General features: G+C 44.2%; 16 protein-coding genes. 15 read left to right on the forward strand and 1 reads right to left on the reverse strand.

Features of this window, described 5'->3' with window-relative positions:
- The 6 genes from truD to rpoS all read left to right on the forward strand — a co-directional run bounded on the left by truD (nt 1) and on the right by rpoS (nt 5,365).
- Nucleotides 1-1,053: a tRNA pseudouridine(13) synthase TruD gene (gene truD, locus ACN0T0_RS04200; RefSeq protein WP_417223649.1), complete on the forward strand. Its 1,053-nt coding sequence runs from the start codon at nt 1-3 to the stop codon at nt 1,051-1,053.
- Complete coding sequence (gene surE, locus ACN0T0_RS04205; RefSeq protein WP_417223651.1) at nt 1,053-1,802, forward strand: 5'/3'-nucleotidase SurE; 750 nt, start codon at nt 1,053-1,055, stop codon at nt 1,800-1,802. The genes truD and surE overlap by 1 nt, the downstream gene beginning before the upstream one ends.
- Before the next feature lie 26 nt (nt 1,803-1,828).
- The gene (locus ACN0T0_RS04210; RefSeq protein ID WP_417224014.1) at nt 1,829-2,467 is read left to right on the forward strand and encodes a protein-L-isoaspartate(D-aspartate) O-methyltransferase; all 639 of its coding nucleotides are present in this window, start codon (nt 1,829-1,831) and stop codon (nt 2,465-2,467) included.
- A gap of 24 nt (nt 2,468-2,491) precedes the next feature.
- Complete coding sequence (locus ACN0T0_RS04215; protein ID WP_417223652.1) at nt 2,492-3,430, forward strand: DUF368 domain-containing protein; 939 nt, start codon at nt 2,492-2,494, stop codon at nt 3,428-3,430.
- A gap of 3 nt (nt 3,431-3,433) precedes the next feature.
- Entirely contained in the window at nt 3,434-4,306 is an 873-nt protein-coding gene (locus tag ACN0T0_RS04220; protein ID WP_417223654.1) for a peptidoglycan DD-metalloendopeptidase family protein, read from the forward strand.
- Nucleotides 4,307-4,378: 72 nt separating this feature from the next.
- A complete protein-coding gene (gene rpoS, locus ACN0T0_RS04225) occupies nt 4,379-5,365 on the forward strand; it encodes an RNA polymerase sigma factor RpoS (RefSeq protein ID WP_417223656.1) in 987 nt (328 codons plus the stop codon).
- Nucleotides 5,366-5,485: 120 nt separating this feature from the next.
- On the opposite strand, the gene mutS is transcribed toward rpoS, so the two are convergent.
- Nucleotides 5,486-8,077, reverse strand: a complete 2,592-nt coding sequence (gene mutS, locus ACN0T0_RS04230; RefSeq protein WP_417223658.1) for a DNA mismatch repair protein MutS — start codon at nt 8,075-8,077, stop codon at nt 5,486-5,488.
- A gap of 273 nt (nt 8,078-8,350) precedes the next feature.
- Between mutS and ACN0T0_RS04235 the strand changes: the two genes are divergently transcribed.
- The 9 genes from ACN0T0_RS04235 (at nt 8,351) to rfbC (ending at nt 16,634) form a co-directional block, all read left to right on the forward strand.
- Nucleotides 8,351-8,746, forward strand: coding sequence for a DVU3141 family protein (locus ACN0T0_RS04235; RefSeq protein ID WP_417223660.1), 396 nt, complete (start codon nt 8,351-8,353; stop codon nt 8,744-8,746).
- Nucleotides 8,747-8,811: 65 nt separating this feature from the next.
- Nucleotides 8,812-10,512: a polysaccharide biosynthesis/export family protein gene (locus ACN0T0_RS04240; RefSeq protein WP_417223662.1), complete on the forward strand. Its 1,701-nt coding sequence runs from the start codon at nt 8,812-8,814 to the stop codon at nt 10,510-10,512.
- Between the two features lie 72 nt (nt 10,513-10,584).
- Nucleotides 10,585-11,379, forward strand: a complete 795-nt coding sequence (locus ACN0T0_RS04245; protein WP_417223664.1) for an ABC transporter permease — start codon at nt 10,585-10,587, stop codon at nt 11,377-11,379.
- On the forward strand, nt 11,376-12,047 hold the full coding sequence (locus ACN0T0_RS04250) for an ABC transporter ATP-binding protein (protein WP_417223666.1): 672 nt from the start codon (nt 11,376-11,378) through the stop codon (nt 12,045-12,047). Before ACN0T0_RS04245 ends, ACN0T0_RS04250 begins: the two co-directional genes overlap by 4 nt.
- Before the next feature lie 62 nt (nt 12,048-12,109).
- Nucleotides 12,110-13,198: a chain-length determining protein gene (locus ACN0T0_RS04255; protein ID WP_417223668.1), complete on the forward strand. Its 1,089-nt coding sequence runs from the start codon at nt 12,110-12,112 to the stop codon at nt 13,196-13,198.
- Nucleotides 13,199-13,231: 33 nt separating this feature from the next.
- Nucleotides 13,232-14,317 carry a dTDP-glucose 4,6-dehydratase gene (gene rfbB, locus ACN0T0_RS04260; RefSeq protein ID WP_417223670.1) on the forward strand — a complete coding sequence of 362 codons (1,086 nt, stop codon included), beginning with the start codon at nt 13,232-13,234 and terminating at the stop codon, nt 14,315-14,317.
- Nucleotides 14,314-15,210 carry a dTDP-4-dehydrorhamnose reductase gene (gene rfbD, locus ACN0T0_RS04265; RefSeq protein WP_417223671.1) on the forward strand — a complete coding sequence of 299 codons (897 nt, stop codon included), beginning with the start codon at nt 14,314-14,316 and terminating at the stop codon, nt 15,208-15,210. The genes rfbB and rfbD overlap by 4 nt, the downstream gene beginning before the upstream one ends.
- Entirely contained in the window at nt 15,207-16,082 is an 876-nt protein-coding gene (gene rfbA / locus ACN0T0_RS04270; protein ID WP_417223673.1) for a glucose-1-phosphate thymidylyltransferase RfbA, read from the forward strand. Before rfbD ends, rfbA begins: the two co-directional genes overlap by 4 nt.
- 9 nt (nt 16,083-16,091) lie before the next feature.
- Nucleotides 16,092-16,634, forward strand: a complete 543-nt coding sequence (rfbC, locus tag ACN0T0_RS04275; RefSeq protein ID WP_417223675.1) for a dTDP-4-dehydrorhamnose 3,5-epimerase — start codon at nt 16,092-16,094, stop codon at nt 16,632-16,634.
- Nucleotides 16,635-16,641: the final 7 nt, after the last annotated feature.

The following is a 16,641-nucleotide window of genomic DNA, read 5'->3' on the forward strand; positions in this document are numbered from 1 at the left end:
ATGAACTTTCCAACTGAATTAAACTATTTATACGGTGAGCCTGCCAGTCGTGCGGTTATTCGAACTGAACCTGATGATTTCAGGGTCATAGAGGATCTCTCGTTTGAGCCGGAAGGCAGTGGCGATCACGTGTTTCTTTATATCCGTAAGACTGGTGAGAATACCGATTGGGTGGCCCGTCAATTGGCGCATTTTTGTCAGGTAAGTCCGAAAGAAGTGGGCTATGCGGGCAAGAAAGATCGTCATGCGATCACCGAACAGTGGTTTAGTGTGCACTTGCCGGGTCGCTCACCGTTAACCTGGTCTCTGTTCGAGACCGATACCATTAAAGTGCTTAAAGCGGTAAAGCATACCCGAAAGCTGCGATTGGGTAGCCTGAGGGGTAATCGTTTTCAGATACGTTTACGTCAAGTGATTGAGCCTGCCGCTTTGCTGCGTCGTGCTGAAGAGATTCGTGCGGGCGTGCCAAACTATTTTGGTGAGCAGCGCTTTGGTCACCACGGCGGCAACCTGACTAAAGGCGCGCTGCTGATCGCGGGTAAGTTGAAAGAGCGGCAGCGGCATAAAAAAGGTCTCTATATCTCAGCTGTTCGTTCATTTATGTTTAATCAATTGGTGTCGCAGCGTATTGGGCAGTCTGTTTTTGCGCAGCCAATGCCTGGCGATGTGCTGATGATCAATGGTAGTCAAAGCTGTTTTCCCTTTGACGCTGAAGATGCAACGATCTTGAGCCGTTTAGAGTCGGGTGATCTGCATCTTACTGCGGCGATGTGGGGTCGAGGTCGGTCAATTTGTAGCGCCGATGCGGCCGCTTGGGAAGTTGAACAGCTTAAACCTTGGCAGGAACAGCTTGAAGGGCTGGAGCGTTTAGGTTTGAATCAAGAGCGGCGCTCAACTCGTTTGATGCCGGGTCATCTAGAGGTTGAGCAAGAGGCTGAAGATCAATTCTTGTTGGCTTTTGATCTGCCAGCAGGAAGTTTTGCAACCAGCGTGTTGCGTGAGTTGGCGCAGGTTGTGTCGGCATCGGGTCAACCCGAGCCAGAGGCAGAATAATGAGATTATTATTATCGAATGATGACGGTGTTTACGCGCCGGGACTGGAAGCGCTGGCGAGAATACTAGCGCAAGATGCCGAGATCGTTGTGGTTGCTCCGGATCGCAACCGAAGCGGTGCGAGTAACTCCTTGACGCTGGATCGCCCGCTTGAGTCACATCGTCATCAAAATGGCTTTGTTGGTATTAACGGCACGCCGACGGATTGCGTCCACCTAGGAATGGGTGGGATTTACAGTGAGCGTCCCGATATGGTGATTTCCGGGATTAATTGCGGCTGTAATCTAGGTGATGATGTGATCTATTCTGGCACGGTTGCAGCCGCGATGGAGGGGCGGCATCTGCATCTACCTCCTATCGCAGTGTCGTTGGAGGGGAGTAACCCAGTACATTACGATACTGCCGCAGAGGTGGTGCGTAAGATTATTAACGATATCCCGGGGTTGGTGTTGGCGCCACGAACGGTACTGAATGTTAATGTTCCTGATCTACCGCTAGATCAGCTAAAAGGCATTCATGTAACCCGTTTAGGTCATCGGGTGATGGCGGATGCGCCGGTTGAGTCCCTTGATCCGCGAGGCAAACAGCGCTTCTGGATTGCGGGTGCCGGTGCTGCGGCAGATTGTGGTCCAGGTACCGATTTTTTTGCCGTTAAGTCCGGTTATGTTTCGATAACCCCCCTAAATATTGATATGACACAGTATTCCAGCATGGATAATCTGGGTAATTGGTTAGAGGATGCAGAGTGAATAAGTTGCAGTTGCAGGGGATTGGGATGACGTCCCAGCGCACCCGCAGCAGGCTGGTACAGCGGCTGAAAGATCAGGGGATCTCTGATCAGCAAGTATTGGATGTAATGGGTAATACCCCACGGCATATTTTTATTGATGAAGCGCTGTCTCATCGCGCTTATGAAGACACTGCGTTACCGATCGGTTTTAATCAAACGATATCGCAACCTTATATTGTTGCGCGAATGACTGAGATCTTATTGGCCGATGGTCCCCGTGAACGAGTACTCGAAGTGGGTACTGGGTCGGGTTATCAGACCACGGTTCTGGCACAATTGGTTGATAAAGTATTTAGTGTTGAGCGTATTAAGCCTTTGCAGGAGAAAGCGCGACAGCGTTTTTCGTTACTGAAAATACGCAATGTGTCTTTAAAACACAGTGATGGTGGTATGGGGTGGGCTGAGCGTGGGCCGTTCGATGGCATTATGGTCACGGCCGCACCGGAAGAAGTACCGCCCGAATTGTTAATACAGTTAGCGGTGGGTGGACGTTTGGTTATTCCGGTGGGTGGCACACAGAATCAGCAACTTAAATTAGTTATTAGGGTCTCAGAAACAGACTATGAAACCTCGGTACTCGAAGGGGTTAAATTTGTGCCTCTCTTGAGTGGCACTGTACGCTAGCCGACGATTGTTACGGAATATTACATGAACACAACGCGTACAACGCGAGAATATTTAGGGCTGTTTTTTAAAGGTGCCATGATGGGGGCAGCCGATGTTGTGCCAGGGGTATCGGGTGGCACTATTGCTTTTATCACTGGCATCTACGAAGAGCTAATCAATACCATTAAAGGGTTTAATCCTGCGGCGCTTAAAGTGCTCTTTAAGCAGGGCCCCGCGGCGTTTTGGCGACAGGTGAACGGCAGCTTTTTGTTAGTACTACTAGCGGGTATTGTGACTAGCATTGCGACCATTGCGGGTGGTGTACTGTTTTTGCTGAGCAATTATCCGATTTTGTTGTGGTCGTTCTTTTTTGGTTTAATCCTAGCATCGGTGTGGCTGGTGATGAGTCATATTGAAAAATGGGATATGAATTTAGTTTCGAGTTTTATTATCGGTTCTATCATTGCCTATTGGGTCACTAGTATTGCGCCTGTGAGTGTTGAGCCAACCGCGATGATGGTCTTTATCTCCGGCGCTATTGCTATTTGTGCGATGATTTTACCGGGCATCTCGGGTAGTTTTATTTTACTTCTGCTGGGTATGTATGCACATATTTTAGCGGCGGTTAAAGGCGTTGATCTCGAACTCATCGGCTTGTTTATGCTCGGCTGTATCGTGGGTATTATGAGTTTTTCCCGCGTGCTAAGCTGGATGTTCAGTCATCACCACCAAGTTACATTGGCGCTTTTGGCTGGTTTTATGCTTGGCTCATTGAATAAAGTGTGGCCGTGGAAATATACCCTCTCCTATACCATTAATCGGCATGGTGAGCAGGTGCCGCTGTTGCAAGATAATTTGTTGCCGTGGCACTTTGAGAGTATCACCGGTCAGCCGTCGTTTTTGCTTTGGGCGTTTGGGTTGACGCTAGTGGGCGTTGCAATTGTGGTAGTCATGGAGCGCTTTCAGGCCGCTAAGGAATAGATTATGGTGAGAGCTCCTGCAGAGACCTTAATAACGACGGCACTGTTGTTCGTTGTTTTGATGGTGTCTGCCTGTAGCTCTACCAGCGTCTATACTCCGGTTGATGAACGTTCTATCGGTGGTCGCCAAGCGGTTAAGGTAGTCAGTAGTCAGTCACCGGATCAGTACCGTGTCCGCCGAGGTGATACGCTTTACTCCATCGCCTTTCGTTACGGTCTCGATTTCAGAGAATTAGCGCGCCATAACAATATTAGTAATCGCTATAAGATTTATCCCGGCCAAGTGCTCTCACTTAAGGCTAGCCCGGACCAACCCCAAGCCAAGCCCGTTACTGCTTCATCTCCTAAGAAAAAAACGAAGTCGAGTGTTAAAACGGCATCGGTTGTTGCCGCTAAGCCGGTTAAGCCAGCGGTGGTTAAAAAGACAGCAGCCCCTGCGCCCTCTGCAAAACCAAAAGTGACGCCAGCGGTCAAACTCTCACCTCAACCAGTGACGGCGCGTGCGCTAAAGTGGCGTTGGCCCGCATCGGGCCAGATTATTCAGCGTTTCAGCAATAAAGGTAAAGTAAACAAAGGTATCAATTTTGCTGGTCGTAAAGGTGAGCCTGTTTTTGCGGCAGAATCGGGCAAGGTGGTGTATGCCGGTAGTGGTTTGTTAGGCTATGGAAATCTTGTCATTATCCATCACAATCAGAAATTTCTGAGTGCGTATGCGCATAACAGTCGCATTCTTGTGAAAGAAAATGATAAGGTGAAAATAGGTGACAAAATTGCCGAAATTGGTAATAGTGGAGCTGCCCGAACAATGCTGCATTTTGAGATCCGCAGAGATGGCCAACCTGTTGATCCAATGTTGTATCTGCCGCGTAAAAGATGAGCACTTAATCGATTATCACTAAGCAGTAACTAATAAAAAGCAATAATAACTAAGTTACTCGGGATTAACACAATGGTAAATGTAGAGAATAATGAGCAGGGGCTAGATGCAGTTTCAGTTGATGTAGAAGAAACAGATCTGGCTAAAACTAAGGACGAACCTAAATTCCTCAATAGCGGACGGGGCAAAGGGAGTATGGCCCACAACGATCTGCTAAGTGCTAAAACCCTCGATGCAACCCAGTTGTATCTCAACGAGATTGGCTTTTCTCCGTTGCTTACCGCCGAAGAAGAGGTGTATTTTTCTCGGCTATCCTTGAAAGGGGATGAGCCCTCTCGCAAGCGGATGATTGAAAGTAATTTACGTCTGGTTGTGAAAATTGCCCGACGTTATATCAATCGTGGGCTTACACTGCTTGATTTAATCGAAGAGGGAAATCTCGGCTTGATCCGTGCGGTGGAAAAATTCGACCCAGAGCGAGGCTTCCGTTTTTCTACCTATGCAACTTGGTGGATAAGACAAACGATTGAACGGGCTATTATGAACCAGACCCGAACTATCCGTTTGCCGATTCATGTGGTGAAAGAGCTAAATGTGTATCTACGAGCAGCCCGTGAGTTGGCTCAGAAGCTCGATCACGAACCCACCGTTGAAGAGATAGCCGCTGCCGTAGATAAGCCTGTTGCGAACGTCGAGAAGATGTTTGGTCTGAACGAGCGAGTGACTTCAATTGATGTACCTGTAGGTAAAGATTCCGACAAGATGCTGTTGGATACCATTGCCGATGAGGAATCTTCCGACCCTGAAACATTGCTGCAGAAATCTAATATCAGCGGTAACTTGGAAGGCTGGCTTGGTATGTTGCCGGAAAAGCATTCGGAAGTGTTATCTCGTCGATTTGGCCTTCGGGGCTACGAGATGAGTACCTTAGAAGAAGTTGGTAAAGAGATCGGTTTGACCCGTGAGCGGGTGCGACAGATACAGGTTGAAGCATTGCGTAAGTTACGTGAGATAGTCGAGCGTAATGGCCTGTGCGGAGAAGACTTGCTGAAAAGTTAGTCCAGTGCTGTTGTTAACATAATAAAAAAACCGAACACAGATATGTTCGGTTTTTTTGTTTTAAGGCTTAGCTTTAGGGTTTAATTTAACGTTTAGCTTCGGCTGACTGTCGGCTTTATTTTAGCTGCGTTCGGCTTCTTTTTTCAGCGTATAGAGTAGTTCTAGCGCCTGACGGGGGGTTAGGTTATCTGGCTCTAATGACTTGAGTTGCGTTAGCGCTGGATGAGGCCGTGGCGCAACAAACAGGTCGTCTTGCACCGGTGGTGGTTGGCGGCGTTGTTCTGTCTGTCCGGTGTCCTCTTCGAGTTGAATCAGTTTTTGGCGAGCACGGCTAATGACATTCGCCGGAACACCGGCTAATTGTGCGACCTGTAGACCATAGCTCTGGCTGGCAGGGCCTTCCTGAACCTCATGCATAAAAACAATATGATCCTGATGCTCCATGGCTGTCAGGTGGACATTGAAAACCCCTTGGCAGATTTCTGGTAGTACTGTTAGCTCAAAGTAATGGGTAGCGAACAGGGTCATTGCTTTGACTTCATTGGCGAGGTATTCCGCAGCAGACCAAGCCAGTGAAAGCCCATCGAAGGTGCTAGTGCCACGACCAACTTCATCCATTAAAACTAAGCTACGTTCAGTGGCATTATGCAGAATATTGGCGGTTTCGGTCATCTCGACCATAAAGGTCGACCGTCCGCCAGCAAGGTCGTCTGACGAACCCATGCGGGTAAAGATTCGATCAACGAGGCCAATGGTGGCGGATTGCGCTGGCACATAGCTGCCGATATGGGCCAGTAATGTGATTAGTGCAGCTTGGCGCATGTAGGTCGATTTACCGCCCATGTTCGGACCGGTGATAATCAACATTTGCCGCTCCGGTGACAGGCTTAGGTTGTTGGCGACAAACGGGTCGTCGAGCACATCTTCAACCACGGGGTGGCGACCTCCGGATACTTCAATTTGGGGCTCATCTGTCAGTGTGGGGGCAACATAGTCGAGGGTATCGGCACGTTCCGCTAGGTTACAGAGCACATCTAACTCGGCCAGCGCTGCAGCACTGTCTTGTAGTTCCGCTAAAGGCTCTGCAAGGGTTTCGATAAGCGCTTCGTAGAGTGATTTTTCCCGGCTCAGGGCTCGGCTTTTTGCACTCAGGGCCTTATCTTCGAAGGTTTTCAGTTCGGGGGTAATATAGCGTTCGGCATTTTTGAGTGTTTGACGACGAATATAATCCGCCGGTACTTCGGCTTTTTGCGCCTTGCCGATCTCAATGAAGTAGCCGTGTACTCGGTTGTAACCCACTTTTAGAGTACTGATGCCGGTGCGTTCTCGTTCGCGGGTCTCCAGTTGTACTAGATAGTCCCCGGCGTTTTCACTGAGCCCTCGTAGTTCATCTAGTTCGGCATCATAGCCGGTCGCGATCACGCCACCATCGCGGATCACCACCGGAGGGTTTTCAATAACGGCTTTGTTCAGTAACTCGCAAAGTTCAGGGAAGGTGCTAATGGTTTCCGCTAGATTCTTGAGCAGTACGGGTTTGGTTGTCGCCAAGTGATCCTGTATCTCGGGTAGTACTTGGAAAGCGCTCTTTAATCTTTCAAGGTCGCGAGGACGTGCGGAGCGCAGTGCAACACGTGCCAATACCCGTTCAATATCACCGATCTGCTTAAGGGCTGGCGATATCTGTTCAAAATGATAATCGCTGATCAGCCATTGTAATGCTGCCTGTCGCGATTGCAGGGTGTTGCGACAGCGCAGTGGGCGATTAAGCCAGCGATGCAACATCCGGCTCCCCATGGCGGTCGCGGTTTTATCAATGACTGAGGCGAGGGTGTTATCTCGACCGCCTGCTAGATTTTGATCAATTTCAAGATTTTTACGAGTGGCGGCATCGAGGATTACGCTTTCATCGCGCTGTTCCAAAATTAGCCGGCGAATATGAGGCAGTGCAGTTCGCTGGGTGTCTTTGGCGTATTGTAGAAGACAGCCCGCCGCGCCGAGTGCTACCGGTAGGTGGTCGCAGCCAAAGCCACTGAGGTCTTTGGTCTGAAATTGCTGACAAAGCAACCGTTCAGCGGTTTCACGTTCGAAATTCCACGGTGCTTGAGGCCGTAATCCGCGATAGCTTTGCAGTTGTTCAGCAAGATTATGGCCATCATTAAATAAAATTTCAGCGGGTTTGATCCGTTCGAGCTCACCGTGAAGCGCTTCTTCATCGTTTATTTCTAGCAAACTAAACCGACCGGTGCTGATATCAACGATGGCAATACCGTAACCTTGTAGATCGGTATTGACGGCGATCAGCAGGCTGTCGCGGCGTTCATCTAGCAAGGCTTCGTCACTGAGTGTGCCTGGCGTAACAATACGCATGACTTTGCGTTCGACCGGCCCTTTACTAGTCGCTGGATCACCCACCTGTTCACAAATAGCGACTGATTCACCGGCCCGGACGATCTTAGCGATATAACCATCGGCAGAGTGATAAGGAATGCCGGCCATTGGAATAGGGTCGCCTGCTGATTTACCCCGTGCTGTCAGAGAAATATCAAGTAATTGTGAGGCTTTTTTAGCGTCATCAAAGAACAGCTCATAAAAATCCCCCATGCGATAGAACACCAGTTGATCAGGATGTTCAGCCTTAATCTTAAGGTATTGCTGCATCATGGGGGTGTGTTCAGGTTTGCTTGATTTAGATACTTCGGCTTTTTTTGACATATGGGTTTATGTTTTCTATCTGAGGCAGGGAGGTTCTGAACTATCGTTCTTGTCTATTAGTGAACGCAACTAGATATTCTGCATATTCTATCAAAGAAACAAGGCTATGCTGAGATAGATTGAGTGTTTATTTGTTGGCAACTGGTTCGTTCTACAGCGTTTGCTAACACCAACTATTTTTGACTGACACTCGTCAGAGCGCGAATGAAAATATAGTAGAGTAGATAGGGCATGTATAATGTTGGTATGATTATGTTGTATGATAGATAGTATATGAATATTGTTATGGATAGCCGTTTAATGAAGCTGAATACAACCTCTATAGTTAAGACTGCATCAGTATTTTTCCTGGTCTCATTGTTAGCAGCATGCTCATCTCAATCTGTGAAAGTAACACAGGCTGACTCATCTCTTTTTATGAGCACTAATACAGGTAGTGCTTTGCCTGTTGAAGTTAGTGGTATCCTGACAGAAAGCCCACAAGACTTCTTATTGGTTATTCCTAGTGGTCCGTTGATGGGAAAGAGCTTATCAGTTGGCTCGACCTATTTTGCGGCTAGTGGACGGCAGTGTCGTAAAGCTGATCTTATAGATCGTAATACAGAAGAACGCTATGTCGCTTGTCTGAGCGAGTCAGGTAAGTGGGTGCTTATTCAGGCAAGCATCTGAATAGGTTAAGACTTTATCCATATTAAAATGCCGCCATCAGTTAGAATGTTAAATGGAACCTTTGCATGAATTTTTTCAGTAGTTACTCCTCCGTTAAGAAAAGCATAGTCATCGGGATCTCATTGCTGTTCTGCAGCGTTGCAAATGCAGCAATCGAAAGTGCTGGAGATCTCGATGCCGCTGTCCAGCAGTCTCTGGGTAATGGTGCTGATATACAGCAGAGTATTGATTGGAAGTCGGGAACGTATGGTCAACTTGGTGATGCGGTAGGTAATAACGAAAAAATTCGCCCTTTCGGAAGTCAGTTATTCGATGGTGGTTTTAGTGGTCTAAGATCAGATGGTTTGAATTCAGATTATAAAATTACACCGGGTGATCAAGTTGTTCTGCGTATATGGGGCGCTATAGAAATGGAACGGGTTTTGCCCGTTGATGCCCGAGGTAATGTTTTTATTCCGACAATAGGGCCAGTAAAAGTACAAGGCTTAAGTCATAAGGATTTAGATACCCGTATCCGGGGGGCTGTTCGTTCAATCTATCCAGAAAATGTGAACGTTTATACTCAAGTTCAAGGCGTTCAACCCGTCGGAGTATTTGTTACTGGTTTTGTCACTCGCCCTGGTCGTTATGCCGGCACTCCGAATGATTCTGCTATCTACTTCCTTAATCAAGCAGGAGGTATTGATGATAATATGGGAACATATCGTGCTGTTAGAGTCCTTAGGCGCGGAAAAGTTATTGAAACAATAGACCTCTATGATTTTTTATTGAATGGGCAGATGGCTCGACCACAGTTCAAGGATGGTGATACTTTAGTTGTTGGTGAGCGACAGGCCTCCATCATTGTTAGTGGTGATGTTGAGCGTTCATACCGGTATGAACTGGAACCGGATGAAATGTTTGGGAGTTCATTGATCAACCTGGCGCATATGAAAGCAGGCGTTTCCCATGCACTGTTACGAGGAGATCGAGATAGCGGCCCATTGACAGGCTACTTGTCTCTCGATGACTTTTTAGGTCAGCCGCTTAAAAATGGCGATGAAATTATTCTGAGTATCGATAAACGTTATGACACCATTGTCGTTGAGATTGAAGGTAGCTTTTATGGACCCTCACGTTACTCATTGCCGCGCGATATAATGCTACAGGATTTTCTAGATTCGATTGCAGTACCAAAAGGCATTACTGATACAACAAGCATTTCCATGCGTCGTGAAAGTGTTGCATTGCGTCAAAAAGAGTCTCTGCAAGAGAGTTTGAAAAGATTAGAAGCTACTTATTTAGGCGCTTCATCCTCAACGAATGAGGAAGCAAGTATCCGGGTTCAGGAAGCGGAGTTGATAACTAAATTTATTGCTAGAGCATCAAAAGCTGAGCCGAGCGGCCGGCTGGTAGTCGCATCCAATGATCATATCGCTAATATCCGTTTGCAGGATGGCGATATAATTACTATCCCCGAAAAATCAGACTCTCTATTGATTAGTGGCGAAGTGCTTGTGCCACAATCAGTTGTGTATGAGCAGGGAAAAAATGTGGGTGATTATATTAAAGGGGCCGGTGGTTATACTCAGCACGCAGATGAATCAAAAGTTCTAATTGTAAGAAAGAATGGTGAGGTTAGGGCGGCTGCTGATGTTGCACTTAAAGCCGGTGATGAAATCTTAGTGCTGCCTGAGGTTCCAACTAAAAATCTACAGCTAGCCACGAGTATTTCTCAAATTATTTACCAAATCGCAATAGCGGCTAGAGTGGCCACAGATTTATAGTAAGTGGATTAGTAACTTTAGTATTGTTACTGCAACCAATGATTATTATTAGAATGAAAGATTTGATGGAGTATGTCTGTGTTATCGCCCCGTAACTCTTGGCAAGTAACACGAGCAGTCTGGTATGCGTTATTTATGCGTGAAGCTTTGGCTAAAACAACTCAAGACAGGTTTGCTTGGTTCTGGATGCTAGTCGAGCCTATTGCGATGATTGCAGTAATGATTGGAATTCGAACTGTGCTAATGGGGGGGGAACATATTTCTGGAGCTAGCCTTATAGCTTGGATGTTGCTTGGATTACTCGGTTTTTATCTCTTTAGAGACGGTCTACAACGTTCATTGGGAGCGATTCAGGCTTATAAAGGGTTGTTTGCTTACCGGCAAGTTAAGTCCATCGACCCTGTATTAGTAAGGTGCTTTCTTGATGGGGTGATTCAATCATTTATCTTTATTGCCTTTGTTTTGATCGCTGCCTTAGTGGGTATGGATTTTATAGCTGTTGAACCACTATATGCTTTATTTAGTTGGCTCTCTTTATGGGGACTTGGTTTAGGCGCTGCTTTAACATTTTCTGCTATGTCAGAATTAATACCCGAGGTCGGTAAAGTTATAAGGATTACAACATTACCCCTGTTAATTATTTCAGGCGTCATTTTACCTTTGAATTTTTTACCTTTCTGGCTTCAAGAGTTATTGCTTTTGAATCCGGTTGTTCATGGGTTAGAGTTTCTCCGTATGAGCTTTTTTGAAAACTATCATCATTTGAAAGGTGTTAGTTGGGGGTATCTATGGTTTTGGAACTTAAGTTTGATTTCTTTAGGTTTAATGTTGCATATTCGTTTTGAAGCGAGACTTAAAGCGCAATGATTAGTATTCGTAACCTTTATAAACGCTATCATAACCATCATGGTGGTGATTGGGTTCTTAAAAATGTGAATATCGATATACCAAACGGAATTAGTGTTGGATTGATCGGTCGTAATGGTGCGGGTAAGTCTACATTGTTAAGATTAATTGGTGGTATGGATAGTCCTGATCGTGGGGAAATTATTCGTGACAGTAGTGTATCTTGGCCAATCGGTTTGACGGGCGGTTTTCAAGGGTCAATGACAGGCCGACAAAATGTCAAGTTTGTTGCTCGTATTCATGGTGGTAATAAGCATCTGAATGAAATTATTGAGAGTGTCGAAAGCTTTGCAGAGATTGGTAAAGCATTTGATGATCCAGTTAAAACTTATTCATCGGGCATGCGAGCTCGGCTAGCATTTGGTCTTTCATTAGCCTTTGATTTTGATGTTTTTTTGTCAGATGAAGCGACTTCAGTAGGCGACCAAGTATTTCGTCGTAAGGCAACCAAGGCTTTTAAAGATAAAGTAGGACAAGCTAGCTTAATTATGGTTTCCCATGGGGAAGGCATACTAAAAGAGTTATGCCAGGCAGGTATTCTGATTGATAAAGGGCAAGTTGTTTGGTTTGATGATATCAATGATGCATTAGATGAATATCATGCTAAAAATGATCCGCCGAAACGCTAAATTATTGATGATTGATTTTAAATAAATTCTAACTCAACAAAGTTGCTACAGGAAAAACGTTGATGAAACATAAAATAATGAAAAACCCTGTGTGGACAATGTGTGGGCTTTTCATTGCACTATCTGCGTTGTATTGGGGAATATTAGCAAGTGATCGATATGTTTCAGAAACAAATGTCGTACTTGAAAGTCCTCAGATAACAATTCCTTCGATGGATGTTAGTTCGTTGTTAGGCGGCAGCAGTGGAGCGAGCGGTGATATGCTGCTGCTTAGAGATTATTTGTTATCTGTTGATATGCTTAAAAAAATCGATTCTTTAGTCGGTTTTCGTGAACATTATGCTGCATCAGATATCGATTTTATTTCTAATCTTGGTGATGTGAATCTTCCTATAGAAGATTTACACGAATATTATTTAAAAAGAATATCAGTTGAGCTTGATGAGTATGCAAATGTTTTGCGTATTAAGGTCGAAGCCTTTACTCCTGAGATGGCACATAAGATTGCCAGTCTTCTGCTAGAAGAGGGAGAAAAACATATGAACTTATTGGGTAAGCGTTTAGCTGAAGAACAAGTAAAATTTTTAGAACAACAAGTTGGCATGTTGAATGATAACTTTAATGCGGTAAGAGGAGAACTGATAGAGTACCAGAACAAAAATGGATTAATTTCACCTTCAGGAACGGTTGAAAGTATTAGTGCCGTTGTTGCAAACCTAGAAGGCAAACTATCAAACTTACAAGCAGAGAAAACAATGCTCACTAGCTATCAAAGTAGTAATTCTCCTGCAATGGTTAAAGTTGAAAATGAGATAAATGCGGTTAGTCATCAAATCAATGAAGAAAAAAGCAGAATGGCTCAGCAATCAGGAAATGCCCTGAATACTGTCACAGCAGAATATCAAACACTAGAGTTGAAAGTGCAATTTGCTCTTGATAGTTACTCCGGCGCCCTCGCTGCTCTTCAAAGTACCCGTATTGAAGCCGCAAGAAAGCTAAAGCAAGTCTCCGTTTTGCAAAGCCCAACCTATCCAGAGTATCCTTTAGAACCTCAACGTTTTCATACAATTATTGTCTATAGTTTATTGGCACTATTTGTGGCTCTAATTGCTCAAATGTTATTGCTAATTATTAAAGATCATCGTGATTAATGTTTTTGATATTCAAGTAGGGATATTGATAGTATGGAAAAAACATTTTTGGTAACAGGTGGAGCTGGTTTTATTGGATCTGCTGTAATACGTGAATTAATTCATAATAGCACCCATCGAGTTATCAATGTCGATAAGCTAACTTATGCCGGCAATTTACAATCGCTGATAACTATTGATAAAGATGAACGGTATAGCTTTATTCATCAAGATATATGTGACTATCAGGCTATGTCTAGTGTATTAGCTCAATATAAGCCTGATATTATTATGCATCTTGCTGCTGAGAGTCATGTAGACCGCTCAATTGACGGGCCTGGTGTGTTTATACAAACGAATATCATTGGTACCTATACACTACTGGAAGTTGTTAGGAGTTATTATTCATCACTTAATAGCACTGATCCTGAAAAAGCTAAAAACTTCCGATTTCACCATATATCAACAGATGAAGTATATGGTGACCTCAATAACAATGAGGATATGTTTACAGAGTCTACCCCATACTCTCCTAGTTCACCCTATTCGGCTAGTAAAGCTGGCTCTGATCATTTGGTAAGGGCTTGGCAACGAACCTATGGGTTGCCTACATTGATAACGAACTGTTCAAATAACTATGGCCCCTATCATTTTCCCGAGAAACTAATCCCGCTAACCATTTTGAATGCATTAGCAGGTAAGCCTCTGCCGGTCTACGGTAATGGTCGACAAATTAGAGATTGGCTGTATGTGGAAGATCATGCTAAAGCTTTGATCAAGGTTGCACAAGAAGGGGCTGTAAACGAGACTTATAATGTTGGAGGGCACAATGAAAAACAAAATATTGAGGTTGTTTTAACACTGTGTGATCTGCTGGATGAACTAGTCCCAACAGTTGAAAATAATGCTGTTCTGGTTAAAAGCTACCGTGATCTAATAGTCTATGTAGATGATCGGCCAGGACATGATTTAAGGTATGCGATTGATGCTAGTAAAATTGAAAGGGAGCTGGGTTGGTCGCCTGATGAAACGTTCGAAACAGGTTTAAGAAAAACTGTGCAGTGGTATCTGGATAATAAAAGTTGGTGGCAAGCGGTTTTGGATGGTAGTTATCAATGTGAGCGGTTGGGCGTTTTGTGAATATTTTTCTTACTGGAGGAAATGGCCAAGTTGGTTATGAGTTAAAGCGCAGTTTGGCTATTTTTGGAACTGTAGACTCACCGGATAGAACATTGCTGAATCTTGAAAATTCAAATGAAGTAATCGCTTATCTAGATGCTAAAAAACCTGATCTTATTGTTAATGCAGCAGCTTGGACTGCGGTAGATAAAGCTGAAGAGGAAAAAGAGAAAGCGGAAGCTCTAAATAAGAATTTACCAAAAATTTTAGCGGATTATGCTGCTAAAGAAGGTATCTGGTTAGTTCATTATTCTTCAGATTATGTTTATCCCGGTATAGGCATAGATCCGTGGACAGAAGAGGATGTGACAGGACCACTCTCTGTTTATGGCGAGTCAAAGCTACAGGGTGATATGAGTATTATTTCGTCTTCGTGTCTTCATTTGATATTTCGAACTAGTTGGGTATACAGCACTCGAGGCAAAAATTTCATGAAAACAATGTTGAAATTAGCTCAAACCCGAGAATTGTTAACGGTGGTTAATGATCAGTATGGTGCACCAACTACTGCCAGGTTGATAGCGGATATTACTGCATTAGCTGTAAATAGAATTTGTCAGGCTGCTGACCTTGATTCCGGAATATATCATCTAGCATCTAGTGAAACGACTAATTGGTATGAGTTTGCAAATTCTATCTTTACTATTGCTCGTGCTAACAGCGTTGATTTAAGCATTAAAGAGGTTATTGGTATACCAACAAGTGCCTACCCCACACCTGCGAAAAGACCGTTAAACTCACGTTTAGCAGTAGATAAAATAGAAAATGCTTTTGGCATAACAATGCCTGATTGGCATAGTCAGTTAGTTTTAACCATGGAAGACTATCTGTGTAAGAAAGAGGGCTGGGTATGAAACGAAAAGGAATTATCTTAGCGGGAGGTAAAGGTACACGGTTATACCCAATCACGTTAGGAGTATCTAAGCAGCTATTACCTATTTATGATAAGCCTATGATTTATTATCCGATATCAATACTGATGTTATCGGGTATTCGTGAAATTCTAATCATTTCAACCCCAGAAGACCTTCCTCAGTACAAAAAGCTTTTAGGATGCGGAAGCGCGTTTGGCGTTTCTTTTAGCTTCGCTGAACAACCATCACCAGATGGATTGGCCCAAGCTTTTATCATAGGAGAGGATTTCATTGGTGAGAGTCCGGTATGTCTCGTTTTGGGAGATAATATATTTCATGGGCAGCATTTCACAGGACAATTACTGCTAGCGTCTGCCCAGGAAAAGGGGGCTACGATATTTGGTTATCCTGTTAATGACCCAGAGCGTTTTGGGGTTGTAGAGTTTGATAATGATGGTAATGCCATTTCTATCGAGGAAAAACCACAGAAACCTAAGTCAGAATATGCAGTTACAGGATTGTATTTTTATGATAACGATGTAGTTGAAATTGCTAAAAACGTCGAACCGTCTTCACGGGGTGAGGTTGAGATAACAGCTGTTAATAATGCTTATCTCAATAGAGGAGATTTGAAAGTTGAAAAGCTAGGTCGTGGCTTTACGTGGTTAGATACAGGCACTCATGATAGCTTGTTACAAGCTGGCCATTATGTTCAAACAGTTGAGCAGAGACAAGGGCTTAAAATAGCTTGTCTTGAAGAAATTGCATGGCGCCATGGCTGGCTTGATGATGAGGATATAGTACGCCGTGGTAAGTACTTAAGTAAAACAAGCTATGGCGACTATCTTACCAACCTGCTTTCAGAGAGATAGACGTTTTATATGAAATATGAGCAGTTGAAATTAAAAGGTGTTGTATTATTAACACCTGAAGTTTTTAGTGATGAACGAGGTTTTTTTCTCGAAACCTTTCGTCAGAGTGATTTTAATGAACACTGCGGTAACTTTGTGTTTGTACAGGATAATCACAGCAAGTCCTCAAAAGGTATTTTGAGAGGTTTACATTACCAGAAGAATAACCCACAAGGTAAGCTTGTTAGAGTTACTAAAGGTGAGGTTTATGATGTGGCTGTCGACCTACGTCAGTCCTCACCAACTTTTGGTCAATGGGTGGGAGTTATTTTAAATGATATTAATAAACAGTTGTTGTGGATTCCACCAGGTTTCGCACACGGGTTTTATGTCATGAGTGATGATGCTGAATTTCAATATAAATGTACGGACTATTACAGTCCAGAGGATGATGTATCCATTCTATGGAACGATGTTTCGATAGGTATTGAATGGCCAGCTTTTGATTCATCCCCAGTATTGTCAAATAAAGACCTGAATGGGATTAGCTTTAATTCGGCACCTTGCTTTTAAAAAGTGG

It is taken from the genome of Amphritea sp. (genome assembly GCF_048266285.1).
Lineage (GTDB): Bacteria > Pseudomonadota > Gammaproteobacteria > Pseudomonadales > Balneatricaceae > Amphritea.

Coding starts and splice junctions, on each gene's coding strand:
- ACN0T0_RS04210 (WP_417224014.1), top strand. CDS start 1,829: ATGACGTCCCAGCGCACCCGCAGCAGGCTGGTACAGCGGCTGAAAGAT.
- rfbB (WP_417223670.1), top strand. CDS start 13,232: ATGGAAAAAACATTTTTGGTAACAGGTGGAGCTGGTTTTATTGGATCT.
- rfbA (WP_417223673.1), top strand. CDS start 15,207: ATGAAACGAAAAGGAATTATCTTAGCGGGAGGTAAAGGTACACGGTTA.
- rfbC (WP_417223675.1), top strand. CDS start 16,092: ATGAAATATGAGCAGTTGAAATTAAAAGGTGTTGTATTATTAACACCT.
- ACN0T0_RS04235 (WP_417223660.1), top strand. CDS start 8,351: ATGAATATTGTTATGGATAGCCGTTTAATGAAGCTGAATACAACCTCT.
- truD (WP_417223649.1), top strand. CDS start 1: ATGAACTTTCCAACTGAATTAAACTATTTATACGGTGAGCCTGCCAGT.
- ACN0T0_RS04255 (WP_417223668.1), top strand. CDS start 12,110: ATGAAACATAAAATAATGAAAAACCCTGTGTGGACAATGTGTGGGCTT.
- ACN0T0_RS04250 (WP_417223666.1), top strand. CDS start 11,376: ATGATTAGTATTCGTAACCTTTATAAACGCTATCATAACCATCATGGT.
- mutS (WP_417223658.1), bottom strand. CDS start 8,077: ATGTCAAAAAAAGCCGAAGTATCTAAATCAAGCAAACCTGAACACACC.
- surE (WP_417223651.1), top strand. CDS start 1,053: ATGAGATTATTATTATCGAATGATGACGGTGTTTACGCGCCGGGACTG.
- ACN0T0_RS04245 (WP_417223664.1), top strand. CDS start 10,585: ATGTCTGTGTTATCGCCCCGTAACTCTTGGCAAGTAACACGAGCAGTC.
- ACN0T0_RS04215 (WP_417223652.1), top strand. CDS start 2,492: ATGAACACAACGCGTACAACGCGAGAATATTTAGGGCTGTTTTTTAAA.
- ACN0T0_RS04240 (WP_417223662.1), top strand. CDS start 8,812: ATGAATTTTTTCAGTAGTTACTCCTCCGTTAAGAAAAGCATAGTCATC.
- ACN0T0_RS04220 (WP_417223654.1), top strand. CDS start 3,434: ATGGTGAGAGCTCCTGCAGAGACCTTAATAACGACGGCACTGTTGTTC.
- rpoS (WP_417223656.1), top strand. CDS start 4,379: ATGGTAAATGTAGAGAATAATGAGCAGGGGCTAGATGCAGTTTCAGTT.